This window comes from Streptomyces sp. NPDC088246, assembly GCF_044741025.1.
In the GTDB taxonomy this organism is placed as follows: Bacteria; Actinomycetota; Actinomycetes; order Streptomycetales; family Streptomycetaceae; genus Streptomyces.
In genome coordinates this window covers 177,733-193,265 of the sequence record NZ_JBIURV010000005.1, presented here as the reverse complement: position 1 = coordinate 193,265, position 15,533 = coordinate 177,733, and the positions used below count along the sequence as shown (strand labels likewise).

Here is a 15,533-nt window from a genome sequence, read left to right as displayed (position 1 = left end):
CTGTCGCGCTATGGGAGTGGCCGGTCACGCAGGGTCAGGCTGCGGCCAGCTCCTTGCGGGCTGCGCGGCGCACTGCCGCGAGCGCCGGATCGAGCGCGGGAACGGCCGCCAGGAGCTGCTTGGTGTACGGGTCCCGGGGGTCTCCGTACACCTGGTCCACGTCACCCTCCTCGACGATCCGGCCCCGCCGCATGACGGCGACCCGGTCGCTGACCTGCCGTACGACGGCGAGGTCGTGCGCGATGAAGACCAGGGCGAGCCCCAGCTCCCGCTGCAACTGCGCCAGCAGGGCGGTCACCTGGGCCTGGGTCGTCACATCGAGTGCGGAGACGGCCTCGTCGCAGACGATCAGTTCCGGCTCGGCGGCCAGCGCCCGTGCGATCCCGACGCGCTGGCGCTGTCCGCCGCTGAACTCGTGCGGGTAGCGGTCGTACTGCTCGGGGTCGAGCCCGACCCGCTTCAGCAGATCCCGTACCCGGGCCCGGATCGCGACCTCGTCGCGCTCCCCGGAAGCCCGCAGCGGGTCGGCGACCGATTCGCCGATCGAGCGTCGCGGGTTGAGGGAGGAGACGGGGTCCTGGAAGACCATCTGCACCCTGGCCCGGCGGGTGAGCCGCCCGGAGGTGGGCTCCAGCAGTCCTACGAGCATCCGCCCGAGGGTGGTCTTTCCGCTGCCGCTCTCGCCGACGATGCCGAGGGTTTCGCCGCGCCGGACTGTGAGGGAGACACCGTCGACAGCGGCGAGGGCGGACTTGCCCCTGCCGAACACCTGCCGGACGTCGACGGCTTCGACAAGCGGCTCACTCCCGACGAGTTCCTCACCATCGGCGGATGCCTCGCCCTCGTCCGCGGCCGGCTTGTCGTCCGAGGCCGCCGGGCGGACCGGAATGCGTGGCACCGCCGCCAGCAGCGCCTGCGTGTACGGCTCGCGCGGCGCCACGAGCACCTCGCCCACCGGCCCCCGTTCCACCGCCCGCCCCGACTGCATGACCAGTACCTCGTCGACCGATTCGGCCGCCACGCCCACGTCATGCGTGACCAGCAGCAACCCCATGCCCGTCTCCCGCCGCAGATGGTGCAGCAGATCCAGGATCTGGGCCTGGACGGTGACGTCCAGGGCGGTCGTCGGCTCGTCGGCGATCAGCAGCTGGGGTTCGCAGGCCAGGGCCATCGCGATCAGTGCCCGCTGCCGCATCCCGCCGGAGAACTCGTGCGGCCGGGACCGGGAGCGCCGTACCGCGTCGGGAATCCCGACCCGGTCCAGCACCTCGACGGACCGGGCCCGCGCCACCCGCCGGGAGACCCGGTTGTGCACCCGGTACACCTGGGCGATCTGGTCGCCCACCGCGTAGTACGGGTCCAGTGAGGACAGTGGGTCCTGGAAGACCATCGCCGCCTTCGCGCCCCGCAGGGCACGCAGTTCCGCGTCGCCCGCCGCGGTCACGTCCACCCCGGCGACCCGGATCGAGCCGCCGACCCGCGCCCCGGTCCCGCGGTGCAGTCCGAGCAGGGCGTACGCCGACGCGCTCTTGCCGGAGCCGGACTCACCGACCACGCCCAGCGCGCCACCGGCCTCCAGCGAGAACGACAGCTTCTCCACCGCCCGCACGTCGCCGAACGAGATCGAGAGATCGGAGACTTCGACCAGGCTCATGCCAGTACCACCCGTCGGTCGGCCATCGCCTGGAGTACGTCCGCGACGGCATTGGCAAGGACGACGAAGAACCCGGTGACGAGCACCAGACCGACGACCACCGGAAGGTCCACGTGCTTCACGGCGTCGACGAGTTCGCGGCCGACCCCCGGGATCCCGAAGAGCGATTCGGTGAGTACGGCGCCGCCGAACATCGAGCCGATGTCCAGTGCGCCGAGCGCGATCACCGGCGCCAGCGCACCGCGCAGCGCGTGTCGCCCGACGAGCGCCCGCTCGCTGACCCCGTACGCCCTGAAGGTGCGCACATGGTCCTCGGCCAGCGTCTCCAGCATCGAGGCCCGGGTCATCCGGGCGTACGGGGCCGCGGTCACCAGCGCCAGCGAGATCCACGGCAGCAGCAGGTTCCACGCCCACTGTTCCGGGTCCTCGGTGAGGGGCACGTAATCCGGGAACGGCAGGATCTGGAGCGCCGTGACCAGGATGATGATCAGCAGCAGGCCTATGACGAAGACCGGGGTGGCCATGCCTGCCAGGGTGATCCAGGTGAGGATGCGCTCGGTCGCCCGCCCGCGCCGCCACACCGAGAGCAGTCCGGTGCCGACACCGAGCAGCATCCACAGCACGAAGGCGCCGACGGCGAGCGAGGCGGTCGCCGGGAGCTTGGCCAGGATCAGTTCGGTGACCTGCTGGTCGCTCTGGTACGAGAGCCCCAGGCAGGGCGCCTGGCAGTGCAGCACCCCGGTTCCGGTCGAGTAGTCGCGGCCGACGAAGAGGCCCTGGAGGAAGTGCGCGTACTGCATGTACAACGGGTCGCCCAGGTGCAGCTGTTCGCTGACCTGTGCCACCTGCGCGGGCGAGCAGCGCGGACCGCAGGCGATCTGTGCGACGTTGCCGGGGGCGACGTAGAAGGCGGCGTAGACGACGATGCTGAGCGCGAGCAGCACGAAGAGCGCCCCGCCGAGGCGCCTGAGCAGGAACAACCTCATGCGTCGGCCTCCTTCTTCCGGCCGGTGCCGATCCGCAGCCGGGATTCGGCGCGCGGGTCGAGCGCGGTGCGTACGCCCTCGCCGAGGACGGTCAGCGCCAGCACGGTGACGAAGAGCAGCAGGGCGGGGATCAGCAGATAGGTGGGCGCTGCCTGGTACCAGGTGTCGGCGTCGCTGAGCATCTGTCCCCAGGATGGCGTGGGCGGCTTGATGCCGACGCCGAGGAAGGACAGGGCCGCTTCGACGACGATGTTCGCCGGGAAGAGCAGCACCGCGTAGGTGATGACGGGGGCGGCCAGCGCGGGCAGCAGTTCCCGCTTGGCGATCTGCCAGGAGCCCCAGCCGCTGAGCCGGGCGGCGGAGACATGGTCGAGCGATTTCAGCGCGAGCGTCCGGGCGCGCACGATCTTCGAGATGCCGGACCAGCCGACCAGGCCGATGATCACGGCGATCAGGACCGGGCGCGGGAAGCTCGTGGGGACGACGGCGAGCGCGCCGAGCGCGATCACCATGACGGGCAGCGCGACCACGACGTCGGTGACCCGGCTGAGCGCCTGGTCGACGAAGCGGTTGCCGAGCCCGGCCGCGAGGCCGACGCCGACCCCGATGATCACCTGGAGCAGGGTGGCGGCGAGAGCGACGCCGAGCGAGACCCGCGCCCCGTGGACGACGCGTGCGAACAGGTCGCGTCCGGTGAGCGGTTCGACGCCGAGCCAGTGCTCGGCGCTGATCCCGCCGAAGGAGCCGAGCGGCACCCCGCCGGTGGCGGAGTCGACGAGATCCGGGTGGTACGTGGTGGGGTCCTGGCCCTCGATGCCCGCGAGCAGCGGTGCGGCGAGCGCGATCAGGACCAGCAGGGCGACGACGACGGCCGCCACGAGGGCCGCGCGCCGGGCGCGCAGCCGCCGCCAGAACGGATGGGCCCCGGAGGCGGGGGCCTTGACGGCCCCCGTCTCCTCGGCCAGTAGAGCTTCGGCCATGGTTACTTGACCGCGACCTGCGAGATGTCGAGCACACCGGTCCAGTCGCTGATCACGACGTTCTTGATGGACTCGCCGTACAGGCGCTTGTAGACCGGGTGGAACAGGGGCACGGTCAGTGCCTGCTCACCGACCTTCTCGTCGAGCGCGCCCCAGCGCTTCGCGGCGGCGCTCAGGTCGGTCAGCTTGTTGATCTCGTCGATCTCCTTGTTGACCGCGGGGTCGTTCAACTGGGCGGAGTTGAAGTTGTACCCGGCCTTGACGATCTGGCGTCCGTCGAAGATCGGTGCGAAGAACGGACCGCCGGACGGCCAGTCGGCGCCCCAGCCGCCGAGGAAGAAGCCGGGCTCGCTCTTCACGTTGTAGACCGTGTCGGAGTAGTCGTTGCTCTCCAGTCCCTGGAGCTTGACGGTGATGCCGGCCTTCTTCAGCGCCTCCTGGAGCGCGGTGGCGATCTCCGGGCTCGTCGCGAAGTCCTTGTCGTTGGAGTGCGTGAGGGTGACGGTCAGCCCCTTGGGGTAGCCGGCCTCCTTCAGCAGTTCCTCGGCCTTGGCGGCGTTGCCGGACTTCCCGGCCGGGAAGTGGTCGTACGGGGTGTACCCGAAGGCCTTCTGGTCGGGGAGGAAGGTGGTGGCGGGCTCGGCGAGCGAGGAGCCGCCGGCCGCGTTGCCCACGGAGGAGCGGTCGACGGCGTACGAGATCGCCTGGCGCACCTTCGGGTTGTCGAACGGCTTCACCTTCGGGTTGAAGGCGATGTAGTTGGTGTAACCGAAGTGGCCGGTGCCGACGCGGGCGGCGAGCTTCCTGTCGCCGGTGACCTTGGCGAGCTCGGCCGGGCCCAGGTTGGTGTCGGTGGTGACGGCGGCCGCGTCGGCGCCCTGCGATGCGGAGAGGCGCTGGTTGATGACGGCGGAGTCGAGCCCGGAGCGCACATCGATCCGGTCGGGGTAGGCCTTGCGCTCCTCGTCGGTCGCTGCCGACCAGTGCGGGTTGCGCTCCAGGACGAGGCGCTCGCCGTCGCCCTCGTTCTTGACGACCTTGTACGGCCCCGAGGAGATCGGGTGCTCCTCGTACTTGGTGCCCTTGTCCTTGGCCTTCGGCACGGGGGTCGTCTGGGTCTGCGTGGCCAGGAAGGGGAATTCGCCCTCCGGCTTGTTGAGGTGGAAGACGATCGTCTTCGCGTCGGGCGTCTCGATCGAGTCGAGGCCCTTCTTGTCCTTGTACGGGCCCTGGTAGTCGGCCCCGCCGATCAGCCAGTCACGCAGGTAGGGCGCGCCGCCGGAGAGCTCGGCGGCGAAGGAGCGCTCGATGCCGTACTTGATGTCGGCACTCGTGATCGCGGTGCCGTCCTCGTATTTCAGCCCGTCCTTGAGCGTGTACGTCCACACGGTGGCGTTCTTGCTGGGCGTGCCCAGGTCGGTCGCCAGGTCGGGGACGACCTTCGCGCCCGCCGCGCCGTCCTCCCGGTTGCGGGTGGTGAGCGTACGGAAGACGAGGGACGGGACGTTGCCGCCGCCGGAGGTGTAGAGCCGGGCGGGGTCGAAGTCCTCCTGCGGCTTGCTGTTGAGGACGGTGAGCGTGCCGCCCTTCTCGGGCGTGCCCGCCGCGCCGGAATCACCGCCGCTGTCCTTGCTGTCCTGGGGCCCGCAGGCCGCGGCACCCGCGGCCACGACGAGTACTGCGGCGGCCGCTGCCACGCGGCGCGATATGACGGACGGTTGACGCATCGGAAGGTGACCTCTCGGAGTACTGCCTGGAGAAAAGAACGGAGGGAATTTCCGTGCAGGCAGCAACGAGAGCGAGTGCACACAACCGGTCGGCACATGGAAAAGATGACCGGAACACTGAGACTGTCGCGCCTGCGGACGGAGTGCGCCCAGGCGCGGCAGTCGTGCATGGTCGTCCGGGCCGTTTCAGGGCTCGGGCAGAGGGCCGACGCGCGCTCGGGCAGGCGTCAGCAACAGTGGATGTCGGCGACGCTGTGCCCGGTCACGCCGATGAGCGCCAGCTCTATGGCGGCGCGTTCGGGGGTGACAGGGCTGCGTGACATGCCGAGAAATATGGATCACCGCCCAGGGGATGTCAACGCGGAATGAGACGACCGTCTCAATATGCGGACACCATCGAGTGTGGGCGCGCCGCCCGGCAGATGACGGCGGAGCCCGGCTCGATCGACGAGACGGCCCGGCATGCCCCCCGGTCCGGCCCTTTTCGATTCAACTGCTCGGATATACCCAGGCGTTGGGCCGGCACTTGATCTTGTTGATGTTCAGGGACTTGGTCTGCTGCTGCATCACCGGAGCGAGGGCTCCCGGCGTGCGACAACTCACATGGTCGTGCCCCAGCCGGTGACCGACCTCATGGTTGATCAGCATCTGGCGGTAGGCGAAGAGTTTGTCCGGGCCGAACGTCGACGACCCCTGCGCCCAGCGGTAGGCGTTGATCATCACGCGTTCGGTCGCCGCGGAGTCGCACGAGACGTTGTCCTCGGTCGTGTCCAGAGCCGACTTCCGGCACCAGTCCCCGGTGGTCCCGGGACTGGCCAGGGTGATCACGAAATCGGGGTCGCCGGAGGAGATCCGCTCGAACGTCATGGCGCCGTCGTGCGCCCAGCTGCGGTCGTCGTTGAGCGTCTCCTGGACGGCACGGGCAAAGAGCGAGGCGTCGAGCCCGAGGCCCTTCTCGACATCGATCCGGTAGCGGTACTTGTGGCCCCTGCCCGGGGCCTTCGCCGTACCCGGAACCGCCTCGAACTTCCCGGACCCATGGAGCTTTGGGGAGAGCGGATACGCCTTGGCCATCTTCTCCGCGTACGAAAGGGACTTGACCTGCGCCACCTTCGGGGTCGGCCGGCCGTCCGAGCGGGAGGCGCCGTCGGTGCCGTCCCGGTCGACGCCCGCGGGCTGCGCGGCGCTGGTCCCGCCGCCGTCGTGGGCGACCTGCCCGGCCACGACCACCGCGAGCACGGTGGTCACCGCGGCGGCCGCGATACCGGTGAAGGTACGACCCCTGGCGCCCTTGCCGTCCTTGGCGGGCGTCGGCACGTCGGCGTCGCTGTGCGGCGGCTGCTCGTCCCACTCGCCGACCAAACTGTACGGATCGGCCGGCGGGACGGAAGGCCCACGGGGCGCGGGGGGTGCGGGCGGCGCGTCGAACGCCTCGACGAACTCGCGCCGCGGTCCCGGTACCTGTGGCCGGGTACCGGCCTGCTGCTGACGCCGGGGCACCGCCTGCTGCGGCCCGGTCCCCCAGCCGCCGCCGGGTTCACGCTGTTCGGGGTGGCCGCCGCGGACGTGGCCGGTCTGCCGGAACGGGGCGTGTCCATCCGCGCCGGCCGGTGTGTCGGCCTGCCTCCGGCGCCGCCCGCTGCCGGGCCCCGGACGCATGGCCTCACGATCACCGCCTGTATTCCCGACGGCGGCCTCGACATCGGACCCCGCGGGTTCGGGGCCCTTTCGACTATGTCGTCCCACGCCCCGGATCAGCTCCCGCCGCGTTCGTCGAGCAGTTCCCGGAAGGCCTGGGCGACCGCCTCCGGGTACTCCATCATCGCCACGTGCCCCGCGTCGGGCAGTGTCAGCAGCCGCGAGTCGCGGAAGGCCGCGGACGCCCTGCGTGCCATCCGGTACGAGACCAGGTGGTCCCGTCCGCCGTACACGAGCTGGGTCGGTGCGAGCACCCGCTCGGCCTGGCGCCACAGTCCGTGCTGCCCGCCCAGCGTGTACGCATCGACGATGCCACGTGCCGAGCGCGCCATCGCGTCCCAGAAGTACGGCAGCTCCAGCCGGCGCTCCATTTCGGCCACCGCTTCACGGAAGCCCGATTCGGAGATGCGCGCCGGATCGCCGTAACAGAGTGCCATGACGCCGCGCGTGCGCTCTTCCGCGGTCCAGTCCCTGGTCATCCTGGCGAACAGGGTTGCGACGCCCGGAACGGCGAGCAGTCCGGTCGGCACGGCGGGCCACTGCACCCGGATCTCGGGGAGCGCGGGCGAGATGAGGGTGAGGGTGCGCACCAGGTCGGGGCGGACCGCGGCAACCCGGGTGGCCACGGCGCCGCCGAGCGAATTGCCGAACAGATGGACGGGCCCGCGCTCCCCCGCGTCGAGGAACCGGATCACGGCACGGGCATGCCCGGTGACCGAGTAGTTGCCGTCGTCCGGCGGCGGCGAGTCGCCGAAACCGGGCAGGTCGACCGCCTCTCCGTCCACCAGGTCCTGGAGCAGCGGCATCAGCGCCGACCAGTTCTGCGAGGAGCCGCCGAGCCCATGTACATAGAGCGCGGGCGGCAGCCCGGTCCGCTCCGGCGGCCGGGATCGGACGGTCAGCGTCAGTCCGGGCAGCGCGGCGGAGCGCAGCTTCTCCCCCTCCGCGACCCTGACGGTGCTCACCATGGGGGCCACCGCGGTGGCGGCGCGGACTCCCGGCAGCTCGGTCGAAGACATGCGGCAATGTTACGAGACGATCACACCGCGGTTCATGTGTTCGCGGTCACACACCGCATAGCGGCTTGCAGGGGTAGCTCCTAGGCTCGAAGCAAGGAAGGGAGTCACCATGACGGTCGACCCCAGTGACCCGGAGACCTTCGAGGACATCCAGCCGGACGAACCGGACCAGGAGACGCCCCGGGCGGACGCCGCCGAGCAGCGGGCCGATCTCCAGCAGCGGCAGGACGAACCGCTCACGGACATCGACCGGGACAGTGCCGATGAGGCGGATGCGGCGGAACAGGCTCGTGTTGTCACACAGGATGAAGATGATTACCGCTGATACACCCCGTTTTGCCCCATCGGTCGACGAATCCATGGCTACCGCAGCCGTCCGGTCCGTGAAATTCTGCGTCCGCGCCGCGCATACCCGGGTTACCCAAAAGTACGATGGCTGTATGGCGCAGCGTGCACGGAAAGGCTGTGTCCGATCACAAATTTGGGAGGCGGCGTGACAGCCATCGAGCAGACCGAGGCGGCGCGCCCGCGGGGCACTCGACTGCCCCGCCGCGCCCGACGCAACCAGCTGCTGGGCGCCGCGCAGGAAGTATTTGTGGCGCAGGGTTACCACTCCGCCGCGATGGACGACATCGCCGAGCGGGCGGGGGTCAGCAAGCCGGTGCTCTATCAGCACTTCCCGGGCAAGCTGGAGCTCTATCTGGCCCTGCTCGACCAGCACTGCGAGTCGCTGCTCCAGGCAGTCCGTACGGCGCTGGCGTCGACGACCGACAACAAGCTGCGCGTCGCCGCGACGATGGACGCGTACTTCGCATACGTCGAGGACGAGGGCGGCGCCTTCCGGCTGGTCTTCGAGTCGGACCTGACCAATGAGCCCGCGGTGCGCGAGCGCGTCGACCGGGTCTCGCTGCAGTGCGCGGAGGCCATCTCCGACGTCATCGCCGGTGACACGGGACTGTCCAAGGACGAGTCCATGCTGCTCGCGGTGGGTCTGGGCGGTGTCTCCCAGGTGGTCGCCCGTTACTGGCTCTCCAGCCGGTCCGCCATTCCGCGGGATACGGCGGTGCAGCTGCTCACTTCGCTGGCCTGGCGGGGCATCGCGGGCTTCCCGCTGCACGGCATCGATCAGCACTGACGGAAGCCGCCGGGTGCGGCCGGCGCCCGTGTTCGCTGCGGGCGTTGCCCGCCGACCGCTGGCGGATCCCCTCAGCGGGCTAATGTGTGCTGCGTACGGCGCGGTTCACCGCGCAGGGACTGACCGTCGGAGGGACATAGCCGTGGAGGTCAAGATCGGGGTGCAGCACACGCCCCGGGAGATCGTTCTGGAGAGCGGGCTTTCCGCCGAAGAGGTCGAGAGCACGGTCGCCGAGGCTCTCACCGGTAAGGCGCAGCTGCTCAGCCTCACGGACGAGAAGGGCCGCAAGGTCCTGGTGCCGGCCGACCGGATCGCGTACGTGGAGATCGGCGAGCCGAGCACGCGCCGCGTGGGGTTCGGCGCGCTGTAGGCAGCACGCTCGAAGCGGTGACCGTGGCAGCGGCCCGGTGGGAATTCCCCACCGGGCCGCCTTCCGTTCCGGCCCGTCATATCGGTCCGCGTCCGCGTCCGCGTTTCCGTCAGCCGGGCGATTCCTGTGCGAACCCCGTTCAAGGAGGGTTGCGTTCCGCAACCCTCGGGTAGTACCGCTAACGACCGATTTACCCGCCCCGCAACTCGCGAGGTGATCATCTGTGATCTTGGAATTCCTCGGCTCCGTCGTGCTCGGGCTCACCCTCGCCTGGGTGGCGCTCCGTGCGCTGCCGCACCGGCTCCCGTCCCGCCGTGCCGTCTTCGCCACCGGCGCTCTGGGAGCGGTGTTCGGTGCGTTTCTGATGCACTCGGTGCTGGGCCCGGACCACGTCGTGGCCACACTGATCGGCGCGGTGCCGGTCGGGGCCGTGACGCTCTCGCTGCTGGTCCGCCCCGATAGCCACCGCCTGAGTCGATCAGCGGCGGCCTGAAGCCGTCCGGCACCCGCGCGAACGGACGCCGGACGGCCGCGGTGAACCGCGACTACGCGGCGAGCCCGAGCGCGGCCATACGCTTGGTGTGCGCCTCGGTGATCCGCGAGAACATCCGCCCGACTTCCGCCAGGTCGAACCCGTCGGCCACTCCCCCGACGAGCATCGTCGACAGTGCGTCCCGGTCGGCCACCACCCGCTGTGCCTGCGAGAGCGCCTCGCCCATCAGCCGGCGCGCCCACAGCGCGAGCCGCCCGCCGACACGCGGGTCGGCCTCGATCGCGGCGCGCACCTTCTCGACGGCGAAGTTGCCGTGCCCCGTGTCGTCGAGCACGGCGAGGACGAGGGAGCGGGTGTCCGAGTCGAGCCGGGCGGCGACCTCGCGGTAGAAGTCGCTGGCGATCGAATCGCCGACGTAGGCCTTGACCAGGCCCTCCAGCCAGTCCGACGGCGCGGTCAGGCGGTGGAAGTCGTCGAGCGCCTTGGCGAACGGCTCCATCGCGCCCGTCGGCTCCACCTCGATCGCGGTCAGCCGGTCCGTCAGCCGCTCGAAGTGATGGAATTCGGCGGAGGCCATCTTTGCCAGCTCCGCCTTGTCGGCCAGCGTCGGCGCGAGTTTGGCGTCCTCGGCGAGCCGCTCGAAGGCCGCCAGCTCCCCGTATGCGAGTGCTCCGAGCAGGTCGACAACCGCCGCCCTGTATTGCGGGTCGGCAGAGGCCTGCTCCCAGCCCTGGGCAGCGACCTGCGTGTGCTCGCTTTCGGCCACGGCAATCCTTTCTGAATCGGCTGTGATGCATCGCATACAGCTGATGGCTTCCCTACTGCGCTTCGCCGCGCCGGGCAGGGCTTGTCCGTCATGAAGCTGTCTGGCAGCCAAGTGAGAAGCCCCTCCGGGGAGGAGTCACGAAGCGCAGAATAGTCCGCCCTCAGCTTGAGGGAAGAGCCTGTCCGGCATTGTCGGACAGGCTCTCTCGTGACGTACCACCCAACACATGTGCGCGAATCCGGGGTACAGTGGTATTGCGCTACTGAGTATTTTGGATGTACCTGCGGCGTGAACGAAATCCAATGAGGATGCCCGGTCGGTGGCCCGATCGGCTCCGACCCGACAGCCCTCCACGCGGGGCGTACGCCACGTACGACCGCAGATGAGGGGCCCCCTCAGCGGCACGAGCGCTCGAGCGACGGCAGTGGTCCCGCGCCACCCGGCCCATCCACGGCCGGATGACCAACCCCGGCACGGTACGACCCCCAGCGTTCGCCTCGGACCGCGTCTCACAGAAGAGGCAGCACCCTGACTACGTTCCGAGACCTCGGGATTCTTCCCGAGACGGCCGAGGCCCTTGAGGCCGTCGGCATCGTGTCCCCGTTCCCCATCCAGGAGATGACGCTCCCCGTCGCACTCTCCGGCTCCGATGTCATCGGCCAGGCCAAGACCGGCACCGGCAAGACCCTCGGTTTCGGTCTGCCGCTGCTGGAGCGCGTCACCGTCCCCGCGGACGTCGAGGCGGGCCGGGCGGAGCCCGAGCAGCTGACCGAGGCGCCGCAGGCGCTGGTCGTCGTCCCCACCCGCGAGCTCTGCCAGCAGGTCACCAACGACCTGCTGACCGCCGGCAAGGTGCGTAACGTCCGCGTTCTCGCCATCTACGGCGGCCGCGCGTACGAACCACAGGTCGAGGCCCTGAAGAAGGGCGTCGATGTGATCGTCGGCACCCCGGGCCGACTGCTCGACCTCGCCGGGCAGCGCAAGCTCGACCTCTCGCACGTCCGCGCACTCGTGCTCGACGAGGCCGACGAGATGCTCGACCTGGGCTTCCTGCCCGACGTCGAGAAGATCATCACCATGCTTCCGCCGAAGCGGCAGACGATGCTGTTCTCGGCGACCATGCCGGGCGCCGTCATCGGCCTCGCGCGGCGCTACATGTCGCAGCCGACGCACATCCGCGCCACCTCGCCCGACGGTGAGGGCGCGACCGTCGCGAACATCTCGCAGCATGTCTTCCGGGCCCACTCGATGGACAAGCCGGAGATGGTCTCCCGCATCCTGCAGGCCAACGGCCGCGGACTCGCGATGATCTTCTGCCGTACGAAGCGCACGGCCGCCGACATCGCCGAGCAGCTGGAGAAGCGCGGTTTCGCGTCCGGCGCGGTCCACGGCGACCTCGGCCAGGGCGCGCGCGAGCAGGCACTGCGCGCGTTCCGCAACGGCAAGGTGGACGTGCTCGTCTGCACCGACGTGGCGGCCCGCGGTATCGATGTCGAGGGTGTGACCCACGTCATCAACTATCAGTCGCCGGAGGACGAGAAGACGTACCTCCACCGCATCGGCCGGACCGGCCGTGCGGGCGCCAAGGGCATCGCGATCACGCTGGTCGACTGGGACGACATCCCGCGCTGGCAGCTGATCAACAAGGCGCTCGACCTGAAGTTCCCCGACCCGGTCGAGACGTACTCCACCTCTCCGCACCTCTTCGAGGAGCTCGACATCCCGGCCGGCACCAAGGGTGTCCTGCCGCGCACCGAGCGGACCCGTGCGGGTCTGCGGGCCGAGGAGATCGAGGACCTGGGCGAGACAGGCGGCCGCGGTCGCAAGTCCTCCGCCGCGTCCTCGGCGCCCGCCGTCCGTGAGGAGCGTGCGCCGCGTACGCCGCGTCAGCGTCGTCGTACGCGGGGCGGCTCCGCGGTCGAGGAGGCCGCCGCCACCGCCACGGTGCCGGCCCCGTCCACCGAGGTGGACGACGCCCCGTCGGAGCCGCGTACGCCGCGCCGCCGCCGCCGTACCCGCGTCGGTGCCCCGGACATCACGGCCGAGGCCGCTGTGGCCACGGTGGAGGCTCCGGCCACCGCCGTCGCCACGAAGACCGAGGCCGAGGCCGAGCCCGCGACCGAGACCAAGCCGCGCCGCCGCCGCACCCGGGCCGCCGTCGTGAAGCCGGTCGCGGACGAGGTCGACTTCCAGATCGCGCCCGTCGCCGAGCCGGTGCCCGAGGCGAGGACGGTGACCAAGCCGCGTCGCCGCGCCCGCGTCATCAAGCCGGCGGAGGACGAGGTCGACTTCCAGATCGCGCCGATCTCCGAGCCCAACCCGGAGACCAAGCCGCGCCGTCGCACCCGTGCGGCAGCCAAGCCGAAGACGGAGGCCGTGGCCCAGGCCCCGGTCGCCGAGGGCGAGGCGAAGCCGCGGAGGAGGCGGGCGCCGCGTGCGGCTGCCGCCAAGACCGAGGGCTGAGCACGGAGCGCTGATTGATCCGGGGCTCCGCCTCGGACCCCGCTCCTCGAACGCCTGAGAGCCTGTCGGGTGACCTCCGATCGGATAGCGGACGCGGTCTGGTGCGTGCGATTCCAAGGCGGAGGAGAAAGTCGACGCGAAGGGGGTCCCCCCATGCCTTCAGCTATGGGGGAGTCGGTGACTGACGACAACGCGGGAAGCCTGCGTGCCAGGGCGTGGCCGCCCGGCCGGAGGGCACCCGACAGGCTCTGAGGGGCTTGATTTCGCCGGACGGGCTTGAGGGCATCCTCAAGCCCGTCCGGCGTTCGAGGACATAACCTCGTCCCATGAGTCGGCCGCCCACCTTCGCCCCGCCCCCCTGCGCCCACGCCCGCCAGCTCCGCACCGCGCGCGGGGACTTCGCCGTGCTGGACGCCTCGCCGCGCACCGCGCCGCGCGGTACCGCTCTCCTGCTGCCCGGTTACACAGGCAGCAAGGAGGACTTCATCGCACTCCTCGAACCGCTCTGTGCCGCCGGGTACCGGACCGTCGCCGTGGACGGTCGCGGGCAGTACGAGACCGAGGGCTCGACCCATCAAGGTGACTACGCACAGGGCGAGTTGGCCCGCGATGTGCTCGCGCAGGCCACCGCTCCCGGCGTCGGCGGCGAGGGCCCCGTGCATCTGGTCGGGCATTCGCTGGGCGGGCAGATCGCCCGCGCCGCCGTACTTCTGGACGCCTCGCCGTTCCGTTCACTGACCCTCATGTCGTCCGGACCGGCACAGGTCACCGAGGCCCAGCAGCTCAAGGTGAAGATGCTCGGCGACGCGCTCGCGACGCTGAGCATGGCCGAGGTGTGGGAGGCGATGCGCGCCCTCGACCCGCCCGAGGACGCGGCGACGGACGGCGAGGCTCTGCGCCGGCGCTGGCTGCGCCACCAGCCCGCCCAGCTGATCGCCACCGGCCGCCAGCTGGCGACCGAGCCGGACCGGGTGGCCGAACTCGCCGCCGTGCCTCTGCCCCTCCATGTGCTCTCCGGCGAGCGCGACGACACCTGGCCGGTGCCGCTGCTCGACGAGATGGCCCAGCGGCTGGGCGCGCGCCGTACCCGGATCACGGGCGCCGAGCACTCCCCCAATACGGACCGTCCGGAGCAGACGGCCTCCGCGCTCGTCTCCTTCTGGGACAGCCTGTAGGCGACGGGCGTCAGACCTCAGTACTGCGCCTGCAGGTGCTGCCAGAAACCGTCACGCAGCGCCCGCCGCAGATGTGCGTGGCCGCGCAGCGAGTGCTGCAGCAGCCGTTCGGCCTCGACCAGCAGGTCCTGGTCGACGGAGCCAGGCAGGTACGGATGTCCGGGCAGCAGATCCGCGAGGGACTCGCGGCCCCGGGCGGCCAGCCAGGCAGCGGCGATCTGCGCACCGACGAAGCGGACGTCTTCGCGCGAGGGTGCGGGGGTGTCGTCCTCGTAGGTGGTGACGGGGCGTCTGGTGACGTACGGGCGGCAGAAGTCCAGGTCGAAGGTGCGCTGGCTGTCGACCTCCCAGAGCAGCGGTTCGGCCTGGTTGCGCCCCTCCCCCGCCTCGATGCCCCACAGGTGCACCCGGGCCCCGTACCCCTGCGCCGCCTCGACCGCCGACACCAGGTCCTCGTCACCGCCGACCAGTGCCGCGTCGCTGATGGCGCGGTGCCGGGCGAGCGATTCGAGGTCGGTGCGGATGAGTGAGTCGACGCCCTTCTGCTGGTTGTTGGCGTTGAGGTTGCCGAGTCTGACCTTGACGTCGGGGAGTTCGGCGATGGACTGCTGCTCGACGGTGTGGATGCGCCTCCTTGCTCCGTCGTACCAGTACACGCGCAGCAGTCTGCTGTCCGCGAAGATCGTGCGGGCCTTGTCGATGAAGGCCTCGATCAGCCCTTCCGCGTCGAGGTCGAAGGAGCGGCGGTCCTCGGTGCCGGTGACGAGCAGTCCGGCCGCGGCGTACACATAGCCCGCGTCCACGAAGATCGCGTGGGTCGAGGGGGTCTTCGACACCTCGGCGAGCACGCGCTGGAGCAGCTCGTTGGTGCGGTCCAGGCGCTCGCGGATCTCTACCTCGTTCATTCGGGCCTCGTCGTGGGCCTTGTCGCCGGATCGCGCTCGGTGACCTGCTGGTACTTAGACATCCAAAAAATTTCCTTAGCGTAGGGAATGTTTGCAGGAGGCAAGCCGTTGTACACGTCGTGGAGCGCAAGACATAGGTGTCGGGCGCTCTCATCCTTGCGG

General features: G+C 70.3%; 15 protein-coding genes. 6 read left to right on the top strand and 9 right to left on the bottom strand.

Features of this window, described 5'->3' with window-relative positions; genetic code table 11:
- Positions 1-34: 34 nt before the first annotated feature.
- The 7 genes from ACIPEK_RS10185 to ACIPEK_RS10155 form a co-directional block, all read right to left on the bottom strand.
- Complete coding sequence (locus tag ACIPEK_RS10185; RefSeq protein ID WP_401993190.1) at positions 35-1,654, bottom strand: dipeptide ABC transporter ATP-binding protein; 1,620 nt, start codon at positions 1,652-1,654, stop codon at positions 35-37.
- Entirely contained in the window at positions 1,651-2,640 is a 990-nt protein-coding gene (locus ACIPEK_RS10180) for an ABC transporter permease (RefSeq protein ID WP_401993187.1), read from the bottom strand. The genes ACIPEK_RS10185 and ACIPEK_RS10180 overlap by 4 nt, the downstream gene beginning before the upstream one ends.
- Positions 2,637-3,620: an ABC transporter permease gene (locus ACIPEK_RS10175; RefSeq protein ID WP_401993184.1), complete on the bottom strand. Its 984-nt coding sequence runs from the start codon at positions 3,618-3,620 to the stop codon at positions 2,637-2,639. Before ACIPEK_RS10175 ends, ACIPEK_RS10180 begins: the two co-directional genes overlap by 4 nt.
- 2 nt (positions 3,621-3,622) lie before the next feature.
- Positions 3,623-5,347: an ABC transporter substrate-binding protein gene (locus ACIPEK_RS10170; protein ID WP_401993181.1), complete on the bottom strand. Its 1,725-nt coding sequence runs from the start codon at positions 5,345-5,347 to the stop codon at positions 3,623-3,625.
- A 227-nt stretch (positions 5,348-5,574) separates the two neighbouring features.
- Complete coding sequence (locus tag ACIPEK_RS10165; RefSeq protein WP_322110005.1) at positions 5,575-5,670, bottom strand: Ms4533A family Cys-rich leader peptide; 96 nt, start codon at positions 5,668-5,670, stop codon at positions 5,575-5,577.
- A gap of 166 nt (positions 5,671-5,836) precedes the next feature.
- Complete coding sequence (locus ACIPEK_RS10160) at positions 5,837-7,093, bottom strand: DUF3152 domain-containing protein (protein WP_401993178.1); 1,257 nt, start codon at positions 7,091-7,093, stop codon at positions 5,837-5,839.
- Between the two features lie 8 nt (positions 7,094-7,101).
- Positions 7,102-8,064: an alpha/beta fold hydrolase gene (locus ACIPEK_RS10155; RefSeq protein WP_401993175.1), complete on the bottom strand. Its 963-nt coding sequence runs from the start codon at positions 8,062-8,064 to the stop codon at positions 7,102-7,104.
- 109 nt (positions 8,065-8,173) lie between these two features.
- Here ACIPEK_RS10155 and ACIPEK_RS10150 point away from each other — a divergent pair, with 109 nt between their 5' ends.
- The 4 genes from ACIPEK_RS10150 (at position 8,174) to ACIPEK_RS10135 (ending at position 10,062) form a co-directional block, all read left to right on the top strand.
- On the top strand, positions 8,174-8,389 hold the full coding sequence (locus ACIPEK_RS10150) for a hypothetical protein (RefSeq protein ID WP_401993172.1): 216 nt from the start codon (positions 8,174-8,176) through the stop codon (positions 8,387-8,389).
- 168 nt (positions 8,390-8,557) lie between these two features.
- Complete coding sequence (locus ACIPEK_RS10145; protein WP_018105511.1) at positions 8,558-9,199, top strand: TetR/AcrR family transcriptional regulator; 642 nt, start codon at positions 8,558-8,560, stop codon at positions 9,197-9,199.
- Positions 9,200-9,341: 142 nt separating this feature from the next.
- A complete protein-coding gene (locus ACIPEK_RS10140) occupies positions 9,342-9,569 on the top strand; it encodes a DUF3107 domain-containing protein (RefSeq protein WP_218105578.1) in 228 nt (75 codons plus the stop codon).
- 223 nt (positions 9,570-9,792) lie between these two features.
- Complete coding sequence (locus tag ACIPEK_RS10135; protein WP_401993169.1) at positions 9,793-10,062, top strand: hypothetical protein; 270 nt, start codon at positions 9,793-9,795, stop codon at positions 10,060-10,062.
- Between the two features lie 52 nt (positions 10,063-10,114).
- Here the strand turns inward: ACIPEK_RS10135 and ACIPEK_RS10130 are convergent, their stop codons facing one another.
- On the bottom strand, positions 10,115-10,828 hold the full coding sequence (locus ACIPEK_RS10130) for a ferritin-like fold-containing protein (RefSeq protein ID WP_383078247.1): 714 nt from the start codon (positions 10,826-10,828) through the stop codon (positions 10,115-10,117).
- Between the two features lie 618 nt (positions 10,829-11,446).
- Between ACIPEK_RS10130 and ACIPEK_RS10125 the strand changes: the two genes are divergently transcribed.
- Positions 11,447-13,291, top strand: a complete 1,845-nt coding sequence (locus ACIPEK_RS10125; protein ID WP_401993465.1) for a DEAD/DEAH box helicase — start codon at positions 11,447-11,449, stop codon at positions 13,289-13,291.
- Positions 13,292-13,617: 326 nt separating this feature from the next.
- Entirely contained in the window at positions 13,618-14,466 is an 849-nt protein-coding gene (locus ACIPEK_RS10120) for an alpha/beta fold hydrolase (protein ID WP_401993165.1), read from the top strand.
- Between the two features lie 17 nt (positions 14,467-14,483).
- Here ACIPEK_RS10120 and ACIPEK_RS10115 read toward each other — a convergent pair whose 3' ends face one another.
- Complete coding sequence (locus tag ACIPEK_RS10115) at positions 14,484-15,371, bottom strand: NYN domain-containing protein (protein ID WP_383078253.1); 888 nt, start codon at positions 15,369-15,371, stop codon at positions 14,484-14,486.
- Positions 15,372-15,533: the final 162 nt, after the last annotated feature.

Coding starts and splice junctions, on each gene's coding strand:
- ACIPEK_RS10185 (WP_401993190.1), bottom strand. CDS start 1,654: ATGAGCCTGGTCGAAGTCTCCGATCTCTCGATCTCGTTCGGCGACGTG.
- ACIPEK_RS10180 (WP_401993187.1), bottom strand. CDS start 2,640: ATGAGGTTGTTCCTGCTCAGGCGCCTCGGCGGGGCGCTCTTCGTGCTG.
- ACIPEK_RS10175 (WP_401993184.1), bottom strand. CDS start 3,620: ATGGCCGAAGCTCTACTGGCCGAGGAGACGGGGGCCGTCAAGGCCCCC.
- ACIPEK_RS10170 (WP_401993181.1), bottom strand. CDS start 5,347: ATGCGTCAACCGTCCGTCATATCGCGCCGCGTGGCAGCGGCCGCCGCA.
- ACIPEK_RS10165 (WP_322110005.1), bottom strand. CDS start 5,670: ATGTCACGCAGCCCTGTCACCCCCGAACGCGCCGCCATAGAGCTGGCG.
- ACIPEK_RS10155 (WP_401993175.1), bottom strand. CDS start 8,064: ATGTCTTCGACCGAGCTGCCGGGAGTCCGCGCCGCCACCGCGGTGGCC.
- ACIPEK_RS10150 (WP_401993172.1), top strand. CDS start 8,174: ATGACGGTCGACCCCAGTGACCCGGAGACCTTCGAGGACATCCAGCCG.
- ACIPEK_RS10125 (WP_401993465.1), top strand. CDS start 11,447: ATGACGCTCCCCGTCGCACTCTCCGGCTCCGATGTCATCGGCCAGGCC.
- ACIPEK_RS10120 (WP_401993165.1), top strand. CDS start 13,618: ATGAGTCGGCCGCCCACCTTCGCCCCGCCCCCCTGCGCCCACGCCCGC.
- ACIPEK_RS10115 (WP_383078253.1), bottom strand. CDS start 15,371: ATGAACGAGGTAGAGATCCGCGAGCGCCTGGACCGCACCAACGAGCTG.